At 45.0% G+C, this 16175-nt stretch carries 11 protein-coding genes; 7 read left to right on the top strand and 4 right to left on the bottom strand.

Features of this window, described 5'->3' with window-relative positions; all coding sequences use genetic code 11:
• The first annotated feature begins 1 nt into the window (after position 1).
• The 3 genes from N39L_RS05855 to N39L_RS05865 are packed head-to-tail and all read left to right on the top strand — an operon-like array spanning position 2 to position 6632.
• Positions 2-1456, top strand: coding sequence for a hypothetical protein (locus tag N39L_RS05855; protein ID WP_014274592.1), 1455 nt, complete (start codon positions 2-4; stop codon positions 1454-1456).
• A gap of 28 nt (positions 1457-1484) precedes the next feature.
• Positions 1485-4721, top strand: coding sequence for a hypothetical protein (locus N39L_RS05860; RefSeq protein ID WP_014274593.1), 3237 nt, complete (start codon positions 1485-1487; stop codon positions 4719-4721).
• 9 nt (positions 4722-4730) lie between these two features.
• Positions 4731-6632 carry a hypothetical protein gene (locus tag N39L_RS05865; RefSeq protein ID WP_014274594.1) on the top strand — a complete coding sequence of 634 codons (1902 nt, stop codon included), beginning with the start codon at positions 4731-4733 and terminating at the stop codon, positions 6630-6632.
• Between the two features lie 545 nt (positions 6633-7177).
• On the opposite strand, the gene N39L_RS05870 is transcribed toward N39L_RS05865, so the two are convergent.
• The 4 genes from N39L_RS05870 to N39L_RS05885 all read right to left on the bottom strand — a co-directional run bounded on the left by N39L_RS05870 (position 7178) and on the right by N39L_RS05885 (position 11634).
• Positions 7178-7915 carry an ABC transporter ATP-binding protein gene (locus N39L_RS05870; protein WP_014274596.1) on the bottom strand — a complete coding sequence of 246 codons (738 nt, stop codon included), beginning with the start codon at positions 7913-7915 and terminating at the stop codon, positions 7178-7180.
• Positions 7915-8343, bottom strand: a complete 429-nt coding sequence (locus tag N39L_RS05875) for an EVE domain-containing protein (RefSeq protein WP_006617655.1) — start codon at positions 8341-8343, stop codon at positions 7915-7917. Before N39L_RS05875 ends, N39L_RS05870 begins: the two co-directional genes overlap by 1 nt.
• A 111-nt stretch (positions 8344-8454) precedes the next feature.
• Entirely contained in the window at positions 8455-8994 is a 540-nt protein-coding gene (locus N39L_RS05880; protein ID WP_014274598.1) for a hypothetical protein, read from the bottom strand.
• A 2256-nt stretch (positions 8995-11250) separates the two neighbouring features.
• Positions 11251-11634, bottom strand: coding sequence for a DUF1830 domain-containing protein (locus tag N39L_RS05885; protein WP_014274599.1), 384 nt, complete (start codon positions 11632-11634; stop codon positions 11251-11253).
• A 261-nt stretch (positions 11635-11895) separates the two neighbouring features.
• On the opposite strand from N39L_RS05885, the gene N39L_RS05890 reads away from it, so the two are divergent.
• The 4 genes from N39L_RS05890 (at position 11896) to N39L_RS05905 (ending at position 16100) form a co-directional block, all read left to right on the top strand.
• The gene (locus N39L_RS05890) at positions 11896-13476 is read left to right on the top strand and encodes a photosystem II high light acclimation radical SAM protein (protein ID WP_014274600.1); all 1581 of its coding nucleotides are present in this window, start codon (positions 11896-11898) and stop codon (positions 13474-13476) included.
• An 81-nt stretch (positions 13477-13557) separates the two neighbouring features.
• Positions 13558-13920, top strand: a complete 363-nt coding sequence (locus tag N39L_RS05895; RefSeq protein ID WP_006617651.1) for a VOC family protein — start codon at positions 13558-13560, stop codon at positions 13918-13920.
• Positions 13921-13986: 66 nt separating this feature from the next.
• Positions 13987-15243 carry a rod shape-determining protein RodA gene (gene rodA, locus N39L_RS05900; RefSeq protein ID WP_006617650.1) on the top strand — a complete coding sequence of 419 codons (1257 nt, stop codon included), beginning with the start codon at positions 13987-13989 and terminating at the stop codon, positions 15241-15243.
• Positions 15244-15362: 119 nt separating this feature from the next.
• On the top strand, positions 15363-16100 hold the full coding sequence (locus tag N39L_RS05905; RefSeq protein ID WP_006617649.1) for a DUF502 domain-containing protein: 738 nt from the start codon (positions 15363-15365) through the stop codon (positions 16098-16100).
• The last annotated feature ends 75 nt before the right edge of the window (positions 16101-16175 follow it).

Here is a 16175-nt window from a genome sequence, read left to right on the forward strand (position 1 = left end):
GATGACTGCTTACATTATTGCCATTGGTGGCACGGGAGCCAAACTCGTTGAATCCATGATTCATGCTGCGGCAGTGGGTTTGTTTTCCCATAACGAGAGGAGCGAAGATTTGCAAATTTTGTTAATCGATCCTGATACGGGAAATGGCAATGCCTCCGCTACCAACAACACCCGGAAGATTTACCAAGACTGTCACCAACATTTTAATGTTCATCCATCCCGACCCTGGATGAGTTCAAAAATCGATCCGATTCAAGGTGGAGCATGGTCTGTTTTTGAACGGACGGATGCGACCCTCGAAGATGCCTTCCCATACAGTCAAGATGAAGACGAGAAAAAACTTTTGTTTGATGTTCTTTACCCCAAGGAAGAACGCGACCTCCACCTCACGAAAGGATTTAAAGGCAGACCCGCCATCGGTGCGGCGATTATCAGCCAGTTGACCCAACAAGGGAGAGAGGATGCCAACTGGGACGCTCTGATCCAACAGATTAATGCAGACAGTCAAGGCGGGAACTCACCGAAGGTGTTTTTGTGCGGTTCGATTTTTGGTGGCACCGGGGCGGCTGGGTTGCCCACCCTGGGGCGATTGCTGGCCAACAAGCTGGGACCGGATGGGGAAAATTTACTCGGAAAAATTAAATTTGGCTGCTTGCTCTTGCTCCCCTACTTCCAATTTCATCCAACCCAGGATTATAAAAATGAAAAGGTCTTGGCGCGATCGCAGGACTTTATTCTCCAAACGGAGGCAGCTTTGCGGTACTATGCCAACCAAACTGAACTCAAGTTTGATAGTGTTTATATGCTCGGACTCCCCAGGTTTTCATCTGTAGAAAAATTTAGTCCCGGAGGGAACGATCAGCGGAATCCTCCCCATTTTCTGGAATTTTATGGGGCGTTAGCGCTGCGGGATTTTCTAGTGACAGACAAACCTGCAGCACGTCAGGTGATGCTGCTGAGTCGAGAAAACCCGGAGGCCTTGACTTGGAGCGATATTCCCGAATTCAATCTGGTGCGAAGCCGGGTGGTGGCGGCGACTCGATTCGCCTTTGCATGGCTGGCGGCGATCGCTCCGGATCTCGAACACGCTCGCGACAAACCGAAACAAGTTGCCTGGTCTCTCAAATTCTTTAGACCCAGGGAGCTGAGAGACGAACAAGATCACATTAAAGCCATTAGCGATTGGTGTACCAATTACTTGCAATGGTTGGGTGCGATCGGTCGTTCCGAACCGTCGATTAAATGGTTTAACTGGGAGGTTTTCTTGGATAAAAATGGTTCTCTCAAGGAGATGGAAAGAAATGATTTTTCCAACCTAGTTCCAGACGATAAAACCAAGGAAATCAACGACATTTTATCGAAACTTAACCCTAGGGATATAGATTCGCCCAATAATAGAGGGGCAATTGGTCTGGCAAAATCACTCTATAAAATTATTATTGATCGCGATCTGTAAATCATTCAGTTGTCATCATTGAATTATCATGGTATCAAACCCTGAATCTGCAACCAAATTATTTCTGCCTCCCTTAAAACCCGGTGCGTCTGTCGGAATGGACGGACATGGACAGTGGCAACGTAGCACTAATGTAACATTCGATAGCCTGGCGAACAGCCTCGCCTTGCCAGATGGAAGAGAAACGGGAAATGTTTGTTCAATTCCCGATATCTGGGCACGTCCCCTGTGGGTCGAAATGGTGCTGACGGACAACAGTCCCCATCCCTTGCGTTCGGCTTTTCAAGAACAATGGAAAGGAATGTTAGCGGCGATCGCTCTGGCAGAAGTCCAAGGATTTGACCTTCGCGCCAAATTTTTAGATTTGACTGGGCATCCTCAAGATAAATTGATCAGTTCTTTGCTGGAACTGATTCCGGATCAAAACAGGAGTGTTTATTCCCTAGATGCGGGTCGAACTAATCCTTGGACAAAGATTTTTCTGTTTTTATGGAACGATCGCCCAGTGGGGATGACTTCCCCCAGTACCCTCCTATGTCCGAGTGCTGATGGGGACTGGACTGGCTTGCCTTGGTGGCAGGAAGGAAAGTTGCGATCGCCCCTTACCCCAGAAGATCACCTGACACAGGACGAGAAAATACAACTGTGGCTGTGGCTGGATAACCTGAAAGCTCAAGTCGAAACTTGTTCAAGAGAATCAGGATATGTCAGAACAATCAAAGAACTGGTTAACGAATTTCAAACCGAATTAGAAACAGCCCTGGGAAGCGCGCCAGCCGGTCAACGCCTCAGACCCTCTAAAAAAGCTAATTATTTTGGTGTTCCCATTTACGGAGGACCATTAGGAGCATTCAATACCCCGATTGGGGAGAAAGCCATGCCTTCTAGCGTCCAGTTGATGCCCCGAATGAATATTGGTCAAAAAGCTCTATATATTATTCCCGATCGCCAAACCCTGCTCGATCAATGGATTCATAAAAAACAGAAAGATATCTGGATCTACGACACCAGTTTGGTCAACTTCAACCTAGAGGAGTTTAAAAGAAAGCTTAAAGCCAATGAAGATTATCTCTGCGTCGCCGACATCTTTTTAAAAGACTTCTATTTTATCGAAGAAGCCAATCAATTACCCGGCGGACTAATGCCCCAGGGATATGAAAATGTCACCTATTTAGATTCGGAGAACAACGAACATCACCTCACTCCCCTCCTTCCCATCAATCCCCAACTCCTCAACTACTTTACCCCAGAGGAACTAATTAGCAAAATTGAACTGAAACCCACTCAAATTGGAACGACACCGGGAGTACAAGTCAGCCTCACTCTGCCCTTGTCTGAGGGAGAGTATCGCATTGAGCGAGAGTATCCCATTATCGAAGATCATGCCTTAAACGAGGTTCCTGTCCTGGAAGTTTGGCCAAATTTCCAAGCCACCGGATGGCGAGAGTATTATGCCTTTTACTACTTTAAGAAAGTTGAAACTGAAAAAACTTTCCGAGTACAGTTTCCGAATGTAGAGGCAGTACATCCCCCCGTTATCGATGACTTTCAACTGAGCCGACTGCCAAATTTTCCCGGATTTGTGACCTGCCAATCTGAAGAGTATCCCGACTTAACTTTGGGGGTTATTCTCCTGCAAACGCCACCAAGAATCCCCGACGGAAACCCCAATAAAACCTGGACTGTTGGCATCGATTTTGGCACTTCATTCACTAACGTTTACTATAGCATCAACAATACAGCAAGACCTCTGGAACTATCGCCCTTAAATCTGCAAGTGACAGCAATCATGGGCGGGAAGCGTTCGAGTTTACTTTATCAATATTTCTTCTCTCCTGTTCCCCAAAAATTTCCCCTGGCAACGGTACTCACCACCCTGGGAACGAGAGGAGAACAAGAACGAATTTTTGATGGTCGGATATATATTCCAGAATCCCAAAATCTGGATATGTTTAATCCCGAGCATGATGACATTAAAACAGACCTTAAGTGGAAACGAGGCAACAACGACGACAACCAACGATTTTTGGAAGATTTAGCTTTGGTGATCGCTGCCGAAGCAACCAAGAATCAGGTGAGAATCCTCAAATGGACGTTTTCCTACCCCTCTTCGTTTTCTCCTAACGATAAAAGCCAATATAGAACCAACTGGCAAAGAATCATTGAAGATTTACCCAACCAAACCGGACTCCAATTTGCGCCATTAGATCCGAATCCAAGAATATATTACCGCTCCGAAAGTGTTGCCTTAGCCCAATACTTTTATGCTGAGGAAGGACAAAATTTGCTTTATACCACCTGCATTGACATGGGGGGAGGCAGTTCTGATATCTCGATTTGGGTGAGGCGTAAACTCATTCACCAATGCTCTGTTTTGTTGGCGGGGAATTTGCTCTTCTCCCAATTTTTCAAACAGAAACCCCGATTTGTCCAGCAGCAATTTAAGATTAATATTGACAGCCTGGCTAGTGGAAATAAAGAAGAAGCCTTTTATGCCAAGTTGAATGCGGTTCTGTCTGAGAAAGGGGAAGAATGGCTGAGGAAGCAGCGCGGTTTGATAGATGATGATCCGGACTTGCAATACATCTTGCAGAGAACGGCGATCGGGATTTCTGGGTTGTATTACTATGTCGGCTCCATTTTACAAGCTCTGCACTTAGAAGGAAAATACGATCGCCAAGATAATACACCCGTTTATATTGGGGGCAATGGTTGCCGTATTTTCCACTGGCTTTCACCTGGGGGGCTGTTTGATTCAGACTGCGATGCTCATCGTTTATTCAGCCGAATGTTAAGTAAAGGATCGGGTTTCCCCGACAGAGGAGAAAGAACGTTTTTGAGCAGTCAACCCAAGGCAGAAGTGGCTTGTGGTTTGGTGTTAGATCAAAACGCAACAGGGCTAACGGGGCTTGAAGAAGAAGATGAAGAGCCATTTGCTGGGGAAGATTGTCTGGTCAATGGAGAAGAAATTTCGTGGAGCGATCGCCTACAACTTCCGGAGGAGGTCAATACATTTAAGGTTGCTAAACTGAATTACTTAGAAAATTTTCTCGATGAGTTTCATAAGGCATTAACTGATTTGAAAATTCAAAGCATTAAGCCCCTAGAAGCATATAGAGATGAAAGAAGACGGGAAAGGCTGCTGCGTGATACAAATACAACCCTTGATGACAAGTTGCTGAATATGACAGGTAATGTCAATGATATTCGCAAGGAACCCCCGTTTATTTTGGAACTGAAAGCTTTACTCGAAAACATCAAGTAAATCCAACCCATGAACAATCAGAAACTTCTTTTGAAGACACTTTCCGTGGCGGTGTTATCTGTCAGCCTTCTGGGTGGCTGTACATCACAACCGCCCGACACGGGTAGCAGCCAACTACCCGCCACCTCTCCTGCTACAGAAAACGCAAACGCTCCTTCAGTCCCTTTGAACGATTTGGAGGAGCTAACCCAGAAAATTCAGAATCTTGAATCAAGTCTCAAAGCTCGTAGCTATGAGATGGATAATAGGGGTATTCAGGGGAATGATATTAACCCTATTCCGGCAGATTTTCCAAATCAGTGGTCGGAGTTTAAAGAGAGGTGGGAGAGGTGGGAGACTGATAATCAACTGTTGAATATTAGTCAAATTTCTAGGAACATCATAAAAAAAGACATCGATACAATTGATGGCATATTGACACCAACTGATAGCTTAAATGGTGGATTAAATCCCACCCTAGGAGTTGCCGATATAAATTCATTGACAGAATCTTTATCGAACATCAACAGGGAGTTGGGTCTAATCCGACAGTCCGCCAACCAACAATTAACTCAGTCACCTTCTTCCTCAGAAACGAATCCGGCATCTCAGCAAGTTCAACCAACCCCATCGCAACATACCAACTCCAATAATTCTGTACCGCAAATTTTGGCTACTATAGTAGTCACTATAATTATAATAGTAGTTACTATAGTTATAATTTTTATACTCATCTATTTATACAAGCCTAATTTAATCCGTTCACAAAGAAGACAGCCTCAGACCCAAAATGGACAACCTCCTCAATCTCTACAGAAACCAAGCTCACGTCCTCCTAATGAATATACAAAGATTACCCAGCGCCTAGCCTCTCTTGAAAATACGCTCAATGAAGTGGTTTCAAATTCATCACGAGATTTAAAAATTATCAATGACAATGTATTGGATCTTTATAATAAAGGGGATAGTGCTTCATTTTCACTTCATGATATTCAATCTTCAATTAACAATTCATTGTCACAGTTACTTCCAGGATATTTTCAAAACTATCCTAGTTCGACTCAAATTATCCAATATCTGGAAGAGTTAAAACAAACCTTGGATAGTATTGCGGAGACTGCAAATCAGACTCCCGGATATAGCCAAAATTTAGGGGGAGTATCGCCACAGTTGATAGACAGTTATGAAGGAAAACTTGCAGCCCTAGAACATCAAAATCAAGCATTAAATGATCAAGTCACTAATTTATCTAATTCTAATCAAGATCTACAAAAGCAGGTCGAGGATTTGGCTCGGCAAAATAGTGATTATACTCAATTGCAGACAACTACAATACAAAATTTGCAGCAGGAGGTTCAAAGTTTAGAGCAAGAACGAGAAAAAGACGCCTCTGAACAAAAAAAATTAATGAATGAAATTTTTACGTTAAAAGCCGATAAAGAAACGCTCGAATCTGACAAAAGAAAACTTAAGTCTGAAATCGAAATGTTACTAAATCCACCGGCTACTTATGAGCAAAATCAGCCCATTAAAAACCAATTGCCACCTGAAATACAAAAGATTGTTAATGACTATAATGATAACTATTCTTGGTCTCATAATGTATCCATAGTAGCAGTTGATGAACCGGACGAAATGTACAATAAGCGCCGGAGCAATACCGCGCAACCACTAATTTTGAATGCCGCTACCAAAGGTTCATACCAAGCTGTTGCGACTACAGGAAATAGTTCGGAGTTTTGGCTATTTCCAAAATATAGTCAAAGCATGGAGAAGGCTGTGTACGATAGTTCGGGCAAGGATTTGTTTGATTGTCGTGGTAATCCTCGGAGTAATCCGTTGAAGTTTAATCTGATTAGACCGGCTAAACTGATTAAAACTAATGCTTCAGATTGGACGCTGTCAGAAAAAGGTGAGATTGAGATTATATAGCGGTTTTGGCTCTCATGGGAGCTGAATGGTTCCCCCAACACCCCTCAAGAAGGGCTGGGCTGTTTGATGGTGGAGTATCTAGGTTAACCAAAAGGACCATTTATAGACGATCGCATCCAGCATCCATATATTTATCTACTTAAAGCACCAGTTAGCAGTATTTTAGCCTCCCACTACCGTCTCAGGAGGGGCTATGCACAAAATGTCGTTTTTGTCAAGGGGGGTAAAAAAAGGCGATCGCCTCTCCACCAAAAACTCGTGCATCGTGATTTTTTATTTGTGCTGGGAGAATAACTTTTTTCGCGACAGAATCGGGGTTTTAGCCTGTATTTTTGCAAGTAGACATAGTAACCCCTTGGGTGCGATTTATTTGATGGTAGCACAACCCCCATAATCTCGTCAACTTTTTGACAGCTATTCGCGATAAAATTGTAATAATTCTTAACAATCTTTGGAAGATTAAATTTATCTGGCGGGATGAATTAGCAAAACTTATGCGATTTGGGGATTTTCGGACCAGACATATTTGGGGGAATAATTGCTGATTAGAGATTATCCCACTCTTGAGCAACTGCGGTTTTTTGAGAGTGTAAAACCTCAGTAAATTGAGCCCAATTGACTTGTTCTACTGGCAGGTCATCAACTAACTCTCCGCCGTGAAGATACCAAACCCTAGTGGCGAACTGACTCGCAAAATCAGTGTCATGGGTAGCGACGATCGCCATATTTTCACCCCGATAAAAATCGGTTAAAATTTGTGCCAAAGACTGTTGCTGTTGTGGGTTAAGGTTAGCCGTCGGTTCATCTAATAGTAGGATATCCGGTTGAATAACTAAACCCCTAGCCAGAGATATCCATTGTTGCTGTCGGCTGGAAAGTTGCACGTCGGTTAGGGGTAGAATATCGGGGGGAATTGCTAACCTTTCTAACCAGAGATTAACCCGTGTTGTGATTTCATCTTTAGGGATTTTTCGCAACCGTAAGGGGTAAGCGATCGCTTCATAAACGGTCATCCCCAAAAGTCTAGTTTCCGGTAAAACCAAGGTGATTTTTTGGCGTAAGGAAACCGGGTCAATATTTTGATAATTAGTATCCCCGAAATACAGAGAACCACTACAGGGAGAGATTAACCCATTAATTAATCGCAACAACAGACTTTTCCCCGACCCAGAAACTCCCATTAAAGCAATGCGATCGCCTGGTTGAACACAGGTAGAAATATCCAGCAAGAGGGGTTTAAGGATAATGGGAGATTTGACAGAGACCTGCTGAAGTTTTAACATCAATTTCCACCGGTTAACTCATGGACTCGCCGCCATTGTTCATCTGTAACTTTAAAATTGGTACTGTTGGGGGCACGAATTACTAACAGGGTTTGGAGGATGGGATCTTGTTTACAGTCGGACCGCAGTAGGGGGTTATCTAAGAGCTTGGTAGTGAATTTGATTTGGGCGCAGGGTTTATAACCTAAGCGAGTTTTATCAATCCAGTAGTTGCGATCGGGAATGTCTTTGAGGGGCTCTGCGGGTGCAATCACTTCCGCAATGGCATATACTCCGGCGGCGCTTCCGGCTTTCCAAATTAATACACCATCACCGACGCTGATATCTTTACGGTAGCGGGTGACTAACCAGGGCATTTGCTGGAAATCACGGATACCATCAAGCACCCGATAATATTTGGGATTACCTTGGAATAGCCAGTATGCCATCAAATTGCGCTCTCTCTCTGTTCAGTATCCAACACTCCCACCCGACAATATTGGCATGGGGGATAATCTGATCATACATCTGATCAGCCTTGGGGAAGGTGAGAATTTAACCTAAGCGTTAAAGACGTTGGCAATTGTCCAAATATCGACTAGGATTAACAGGAGAGTGCAACAGAACAGAATTAAATACATCCAGGGCTGAGATAAAGGCCGCACGTCAGTAGTATCAATTCCGGTTTTTTGTTGCACGATCGCCACTAACTTCCCAAAGCCAGCAATTCGCATGGGTAGCAAATAACCTTCCCCAGACTCACTGAGGAAATAATAAACTAATCCGCCTTGTCCGGTGGTTCTCGGACGTAGCGATCGCACCTCTGACCAATTTAAACACCAACCCCGCCGCCAAAACAGTCGCACCCACGCCGGATAGGTTACTTCAATAGTGCGATCGTTCACCACTACTCGCTCACTCAGCGCCCCGTAGACAGCCACACCCCCTAAAATAATACCTCCCCATAATAGTTGGGGAGAAATGGGTGTATCGGCGACGATAGCTAGGAATGGGAGAGGAATCATCAACGCACCATACAAACTTAGCAAGGTTATTCGCACAATTGGGGAAATACGAAAAACCACATTTTCTGAATCCATATTTTTAACGAGTTCTTCACTGCTATCAACACAATATTAATATCAGATCGGGTTGATTGCAGTGGCTCAGATATGGCTCCGGTGCGTCAGTTTTCCATGGTCTGGTGATGATTCGGATTATCTGGGTCTGACGCACCCTACTCTGGTGCGTCAGTTTTCCATGGTCTGGTGATGATTCGGATTATCTGGGTCTGACGCACCCTACTTTGGTGCGTCAGTTTTCCATGGTCTGGTGATGATTCCGATAATCTGGGTCTGACGCACCCTACTTTGGTGCGTCAGTTGTAGATACTCTGGTGATGATTCCGATTATCTGGGTCTGACGCACCCTACTCTGGTGCGTCAGTTTTCCATGGTCTGGTGATGATTCCGATAATCTGGGTCTGACGCACCCTACTCTGGTGCGTCAGTTTTCCATGGTCTGGTGATGATTCCGATTATCTGGGTCTGACGCACCCTACTCTGGTGCGTCAGTTTTCCATGGTCTGGTGATGATTCCGATAATCTGGGTCTGACGCACCCTACTTTGGTGCGTCAGTTGTAGATACTCTGGTGATGATTCCGATTATCTGGGTCTGACGCACCCTACTTTGGTGCGTCAGTTTTCCATGGTCTGGTGATGATTCCGATAATCTGGGTCTGACGCACCCTACTTTGGTGCGTCAGTTGTAGATACTCTGGTGGTGATTGAGATAATCTGGGTCTGACGCACCCTACTTTGGTGCGTCAGTTTTCCATGGTCTGGTGATGATTCCGATAATCTGGGTCTGACGCACCCTACTTTGGTGCGTCAGTTGTAGATACTCTGGTGGTGATTCCGATAATCTGGGTCTGACGCACCCTACTTTGGTGCGTCAGTTGTAGATACTCTGGTGATGATTCCGATAATCTGGGTCTGACGCACCCTACTTTGGTGCGTCAGTTTTCCATGGTCTGGTGATGATTCCGATAATCTGGGTCTGACGCACCCTACTTTGGTGCGTCAGTTTTCCATGGTCTGGTGATGATTCCGATAATCTGGGTCTGACGCACCCTACTTTGGTGCGTCAGTTTTCCATGGTCTGGTGATGATTCCGATAATCTGGGTCTGACGCACCCTACTTTGGTGCGTCAGTTTTCCATGGTCTGGTGATGATTCCGATAATCTGGGTCTGACGCACCCTACTTTGGTGCGTCAGTTGTAGATACTCTGGTGATGATTCCGATAATCTGGGTCTGACGCACCCTACTTTGGTGCGTCAGTTGTAGATACTCTGGTGGTGATTGAGATAATCTGGGTCTGACGCACCCTACTCTGGTGCGTCAGTTTTCCATGGTCTGGTGATGATTCGGATTATCTGGGTCTGACGCACCCTACTTTGGTGCGTCAGTTTTCCATGGTCTGGTGATGATTCGGATTATCTGGGTCTGACGCACCCTACTCTGGTGCGTCAGTTGTAGATACTCTGGTGATGATTCCGATAATCTGGGTCTGACGCACCCTACTTTGGTGCGTCAGTTGTAGATACTCTGGTGGTGATTGAGATAATCTGGGTCTGACGCACCCTACTTTGGTGCGTCAGTTTTCCATGGTCTGGTGATGATTCGGATTATCTGGGTCTGACGCACCCTACTTTGGTGCGTCAGTTTTCCATGGTCTGGTGATGATTCGGATTATCTGGGTCTGACGCACCCTACTTTGGTGCGTCAGTTTTCCATGGTCTGGTGATGATTCCGATAATCTGGGTCTGACGCACCCTACTTTGGTGCGTCAGTTGTAGATACTCTGGTGATGATTCCGATTATCTGGGTCTGACGCACCCTACTTTGGTGCGTCAGTTTTCCATGGTCTGGTGGTGATTGAGATAATCTGGGTCTGACGCACCCTACTTTGGTGCGTCAGTTTTCCATGGTCTGGTGGTGATTGAGATAATCTGGGTCTGACGCACCCTACTCTGGTGCGTCAGTTTTCCATGGTCTGGTGATGATTCCGATAATCTGGGTCTGACGCACCCTACTTTGGTGCGTCAGTTGTAGATACTCTGGTGATGATTCCGATTATCTGGGTCTGACGCACCCTACTTTGGTGCGTCAGTTTTCCATGGTCTGGTGGTGATTGAGATAATCTGGGTCTGACGCACCCTACTTTGGTGCGTCAGTTTTCCATGGTCTGGTGATGATTCGGATTATCTGGGTCTGACGCACCCTACTTTGGTGCGTCAGTTTTCCATGGTCTGGTGATGATTCCGATTATCTGGGTCTGACGCACCCTACTGGTTAATCAATAGAACTCAAAGCGGGAGTTGTTAAAACTGAGGGCTTGGCTCCAGAACTGCGACCTGTGACCCTTTCATGGTAAGCTATAGCTGCGGCACTGGGGTGGACTTCATCAATGGCTGGGAGTTCTTGGTCAATTTGCAGACGATCGCAGGGAATCTTATCGGATAGAATGGAACTAGCCATTTTTCCTGTGTGAATCTCTAAAAGTGCTTCTGGTATAGCTTCAAACACTAAACGCTGACCGGGAAACACCACCCGCTCAAAATACCAATTAGGGACATTGCTAATTCTGGCAATCTGAATATTGCTAGTAGCGTTAACGTAGCAGCAGAGAACTCGGCCAGGACTGTTATAGGGTAGGGGATCAAGAATTTGAGCCATGTTAAGGAGTATTGCAATATGAGTTTGGTATACAGCCAAACTAACACTTTGCGATCGCTATTGGTTGTAATCCGGACTACCAATCGATCATGATTTTTTCCTTGAACCCACCCACTCTCATATATTTGACCAATCACCCAATCGGCTCAAATTAGGCGATCGCAGCAAATTCATCAGCCACAGCTAATGATTGTAAGATGAAAACAGCCAGCTATATTGTTAAGTTATATTAATAAGCAAGCCATTCACTCATTTAAAATCATGGACCAAAAAATCCTATACGTTCGCCTCCCTTGTAACCCCATCTTCCCCATAGGGGTAGTTTACCTAGCAGACCATGTACATAAGCTATTTGGGTCTGTAGAACAGCGAATCTTTGATTTAGGGACTGTTCCCCCCCTAGACTATAGTGTAGCCCTCAATAGCTGCATTGACGAGTTTAAGCCGACGCTGTTAGTATTTTCGTGGCGGGATATCCAAATTTATGCTCCCGTGGGTGGACGGGGCGGAAATCCTCTGCAAAATGCCTTTGAGTTTTACTATGCCAAAAACCCCCTAGTTAAGTTGCGGGGTGCTTTAGGGGGATTACGGTTAGCAGCATCCTACTATAACGAACTGTGGCGCAATACCAGTTTAGTACGGCAGGGACTCAACCGAGCCAGACGCTATCAACCCCAAGCGCGCGCGCTAGTAGGTGGCGGCGCGGTGAGTGTGTTTTATGAACAATTAGGGGAGAGTCTCCCTGATGGCACAATTATTTCTGTGGGGGAAGGAGAGGCTTTATTAGAAAAATTATTGAGGGGTGAAGACTTCAGTAATGAACGCTGTTATGTGGTCGGACAAACTCAACCACGCGATCGCATGATTCATGAAAAACCGACTAATATTGAGAAAACCGCCTGCAACTATGATTATATCAGCGAAGTTTGGCCGGAGTTTGACTACTATTTTCAGGACGGGGATTTTTATATCGGTGTTCAGACTAAGCGTGGTTGTCCCCACAACTGCTGTTATTGTGTCTATACCGTAATTGAAGGTAAACAGGTAAGGATTAATCCCGCTGATGAAGTAGTCGCAGAAATGAAGCAACTTTACCATCGTGGCATTCGGAATTTCTGGTTTACAGATGCTCAATTTATCCCCGCCCGTCGATTTATTGATGATGCGGTCGAACTGCTACAAAAAATCCTTGATGCTGGCATGAATGATATCAATTGGGCGGCTTATATTCGGGCTGATAATCTCACCCCCCAATTGTGTGATCTGATGGTTAAAACCGGAATGAATTATTTTGAAATCGGTATCACCAGCGGCTCACAGGAATTAGTCAGAAAAATGCGGATGGGATATAATCTGCGGGTAGTATTAGAAAATTGCCGCGATTTAAAAGCAGCCGGATTTAATGATTTGGTGTCTGTTAACTATTCGTTTAATGTAATTGATGAAACCTTGGACACTATCCGCCAAACCATTGCTTATCATCGGGAATTGGAGGCAATTTTTGGGGCGGATAAAGTCGAACCTGCCATCTTTTTTATTGGCTTACAACCTCACACCCATTTAGAAGAATATGCCTTTAAAAACGGTATACTCGATCGCAATTATAATCCCATGAGTTTGATGCCTTGGACAGCCCGGAAACTTCTGTGGAACCCAGAACCCTTGGGGTCCTTGTTTGGGGAAGTGTGTTTAGAAGCGTGGAAACGAAACCCTAATGATTTTGGACGGGCGGTAATGGATATCCTAGAAGAACGTCTGGGGAAATCATCCCTAGAAGAGGCTTTGAGTGCGCCGGTCCAGAGCGATCGCACCGCTGACAAAGAACTGGTCAAGGCGGGTTAAAGTAATTGACAGTGGGGGAGAGTGGGCGGTTTTGCTCACTTTCTTCGTAAAATAGCAACCATAAACCCTAATCTCTGAATTATGCAACTCAAACGCCTAGGTCATGTGGCCATCTGTGTCCAAGATATTAAGACTGCTGCCAATTTTTACCAAAATCTGGGTATGGAATTAGTATGGCAAGATAGCGATTGGGCCTATTTAAAGGCGGGAGATGATGGACTCGCCTTGCTAGGTCCAGGCTACAGCCAAGCCAGATCCCATTTTGGGTTTGTCTTTAGCGATCGCACGGAAATAGAAACAGCCTATCAGCAATTACAACAACAAGGGGCAGAAATTACCCCCATTCACGAACACCGAGACGGTACCGCTTCCTTTTACGGTCGCGACCCGGACGGTAACGCCTTTGAATATCTCTATGAACCCATCAAAAAAGGTGATACCTAAGTGATTTGATTGTACCTGTTTCCATGGGTAGGTTAAAGTTAAACAGTTAAACAAGCGCCAAATTATATGTTTTTCAGAGCCAGATTAAAAAGTTATAGGCGATCGCCCCTAGCACCTTGGGCAGAAATAGACTGGTTTTTATTACTCGCCTGTGTCGCCCTCACCGTGTTAGGCGGCATCATGATCCGTAGCGTAGAAATCAACCAAGGACTGACAGACTGGTGGCAACACTGGATCACCGGAGGTATAGGGTTAATCCTAGCGATGATAATTGCCAGGAGTAACTATGAAAGACTAATCGATTGGAAATGGATAGTTTATATTATCGTTAACCTATCGCTGATTGCCGTTCAATTTATCGGAACCACAGCCCTAGGAGCCCAACGCTGGATTAATATTGGTGGTTTTCACGTCCAGCCCTCCGAATTTGCCAAGGTGGGGATAATTATTGTTTTGGCAGCACTTCTGCACGAGGTCAAGATACCCAGTATTCCAGACACCATCAAAATGCTGATTATCGCCGCCGTTCCCTGGGCGTTAGTATTAATTGAACCCAACCTAGGAACCTCCCTCGTCTTTGGTATGATTACCCTGGGAATGTTGTATTGGGGCAATGTCCATCCCGGTTGGTTAATCCTGTTATTGTCCCCCATTTGTGCAGCTATTTTAACCACAGTCTATCAACCTGCTGGAATTATTTGGGCTGTAGCCATGGGGTTTGTCGGCTGGTGGAGTTTACCTTGGCGCTGTGTGACCGGACCTCTAGCCTTGGGTATGAATTTGGGAGCCGGAAAATTAGGAGATATTTTATGGGGGTTTCTGCAAGATTATCAAAAACAGCGACTGATTGGATTTTTAAACCCAGAGCAAGACCCCCTAGGAGCAGGATACCACTTAATTCAATCTCGCATTGCCATTGGTTCGGGACAGTTATATGGCCGAGGTTTGTATCAGGGCACTCAAACTCAGCTAGATTTTATTCCCGAACAGCATACCGACTTTATCTTTTCTGCCATTGGGGAAGAATTGGGGTTTATAGGTTGTATTATTGTTTTGGCGGTATTCTGGATAATTTGCCTGCGATTGGTGATTATTGCCCAAACTGCTAAGGATAGTTTTGGCTCCTTAATTGCGATCGGGGTATTGTCAATGTTGATATTCCAAGTATTTGTAAATATTGGCATGAATATCGGACTAGCACCAGTTACAGGTATCCCTTTACCATTTCTAAGCTATGGGCGATCGGCACTCCTAAGTAATTTTCTAGCCATGGGATTAGTTGAATCCGTTGCTAACCACCGACAGCGAAAACGAATGTTCTAGGCTCAAAAACTCCTGGGCTTCTTGGTCGGATTCAGTCAGCCAGTCCCCTCACCCATTTTGGGTAAGCAGTCGCCATTTTTCCCAACCCATCATTTTAGTCAACAGGAGAGTGAACCCCCGTGTTCCAAAACTTCAAACATGATTTAAAAAATGATTTAATTGCCGGGTTGCTGGTGGTAATTCCCCTCGCGACAACTATCTGGCTTAGTATTACCGTGGCTACAGCGGTGATTAAATTTCTCACCCGCATTCCTAAACAAGTTAACCCCTTTGATGGCCTTAATCCTATTCTGGTCAATCTACTTAATATTTTAGTGGGGTTAGCCGTTCCATTAATGGGTATTCTGTTCATTGGTCTGATGGCTAGAAATATCGCTGGTCAGTGGTTACTTAACCTCAGTGAACAGATTTTACAAGGCATTCCCTTGGCGGGGTCAGTTTACAAAACCCTCAAACAACTTCTGGAAACTCTACTCAGAGACTCCAATGATAAGTTTCGGCGGGTGGTTCTGATAGAATATCCCCGACGGGGAGTCTGGACTCTGGCTTTCGTGACCGGATCAGCAGACTCTACCATTCAATCTCACCTATCGGAAGATATGATTGGTGTTTTTGTGCCGACTACTCCTAACCCTACCAGTGGCTGGTATGCTATTGTTCCCCGCCATGAAGCGATCGACTTATCCCTATCGGTAGAAGAAGCATTCAAAATTATCGTCTCCGGTGGTATTGTTAATGCTTCCACTTCTCTAAAGCCTAGCGCTAGTCCTCCTGTGGAAACTCCCCTAGACCCTATTATCTCTAAGAAAAATGCGGAACAACCTGTCACCATCGAAGAACAACAATTTGCTCCTTAGGTTTACACGACGGAATAATCAGCCTATAGATTTTCCGGATTCATAACACCACTTTTGAAAAATAAAAGGTAGGTC

It is taken from the genome of Limnospira platensis NIES-39 (assembly GCF_026000695.1).
GTDB classification, from domain to species: domain Bacteria; phylum Cyanobacteriota; class Cyanobacteriia; order Cyanobacteriales; family Microcoleaceae; genus Limnospira; species Limnospira platensis.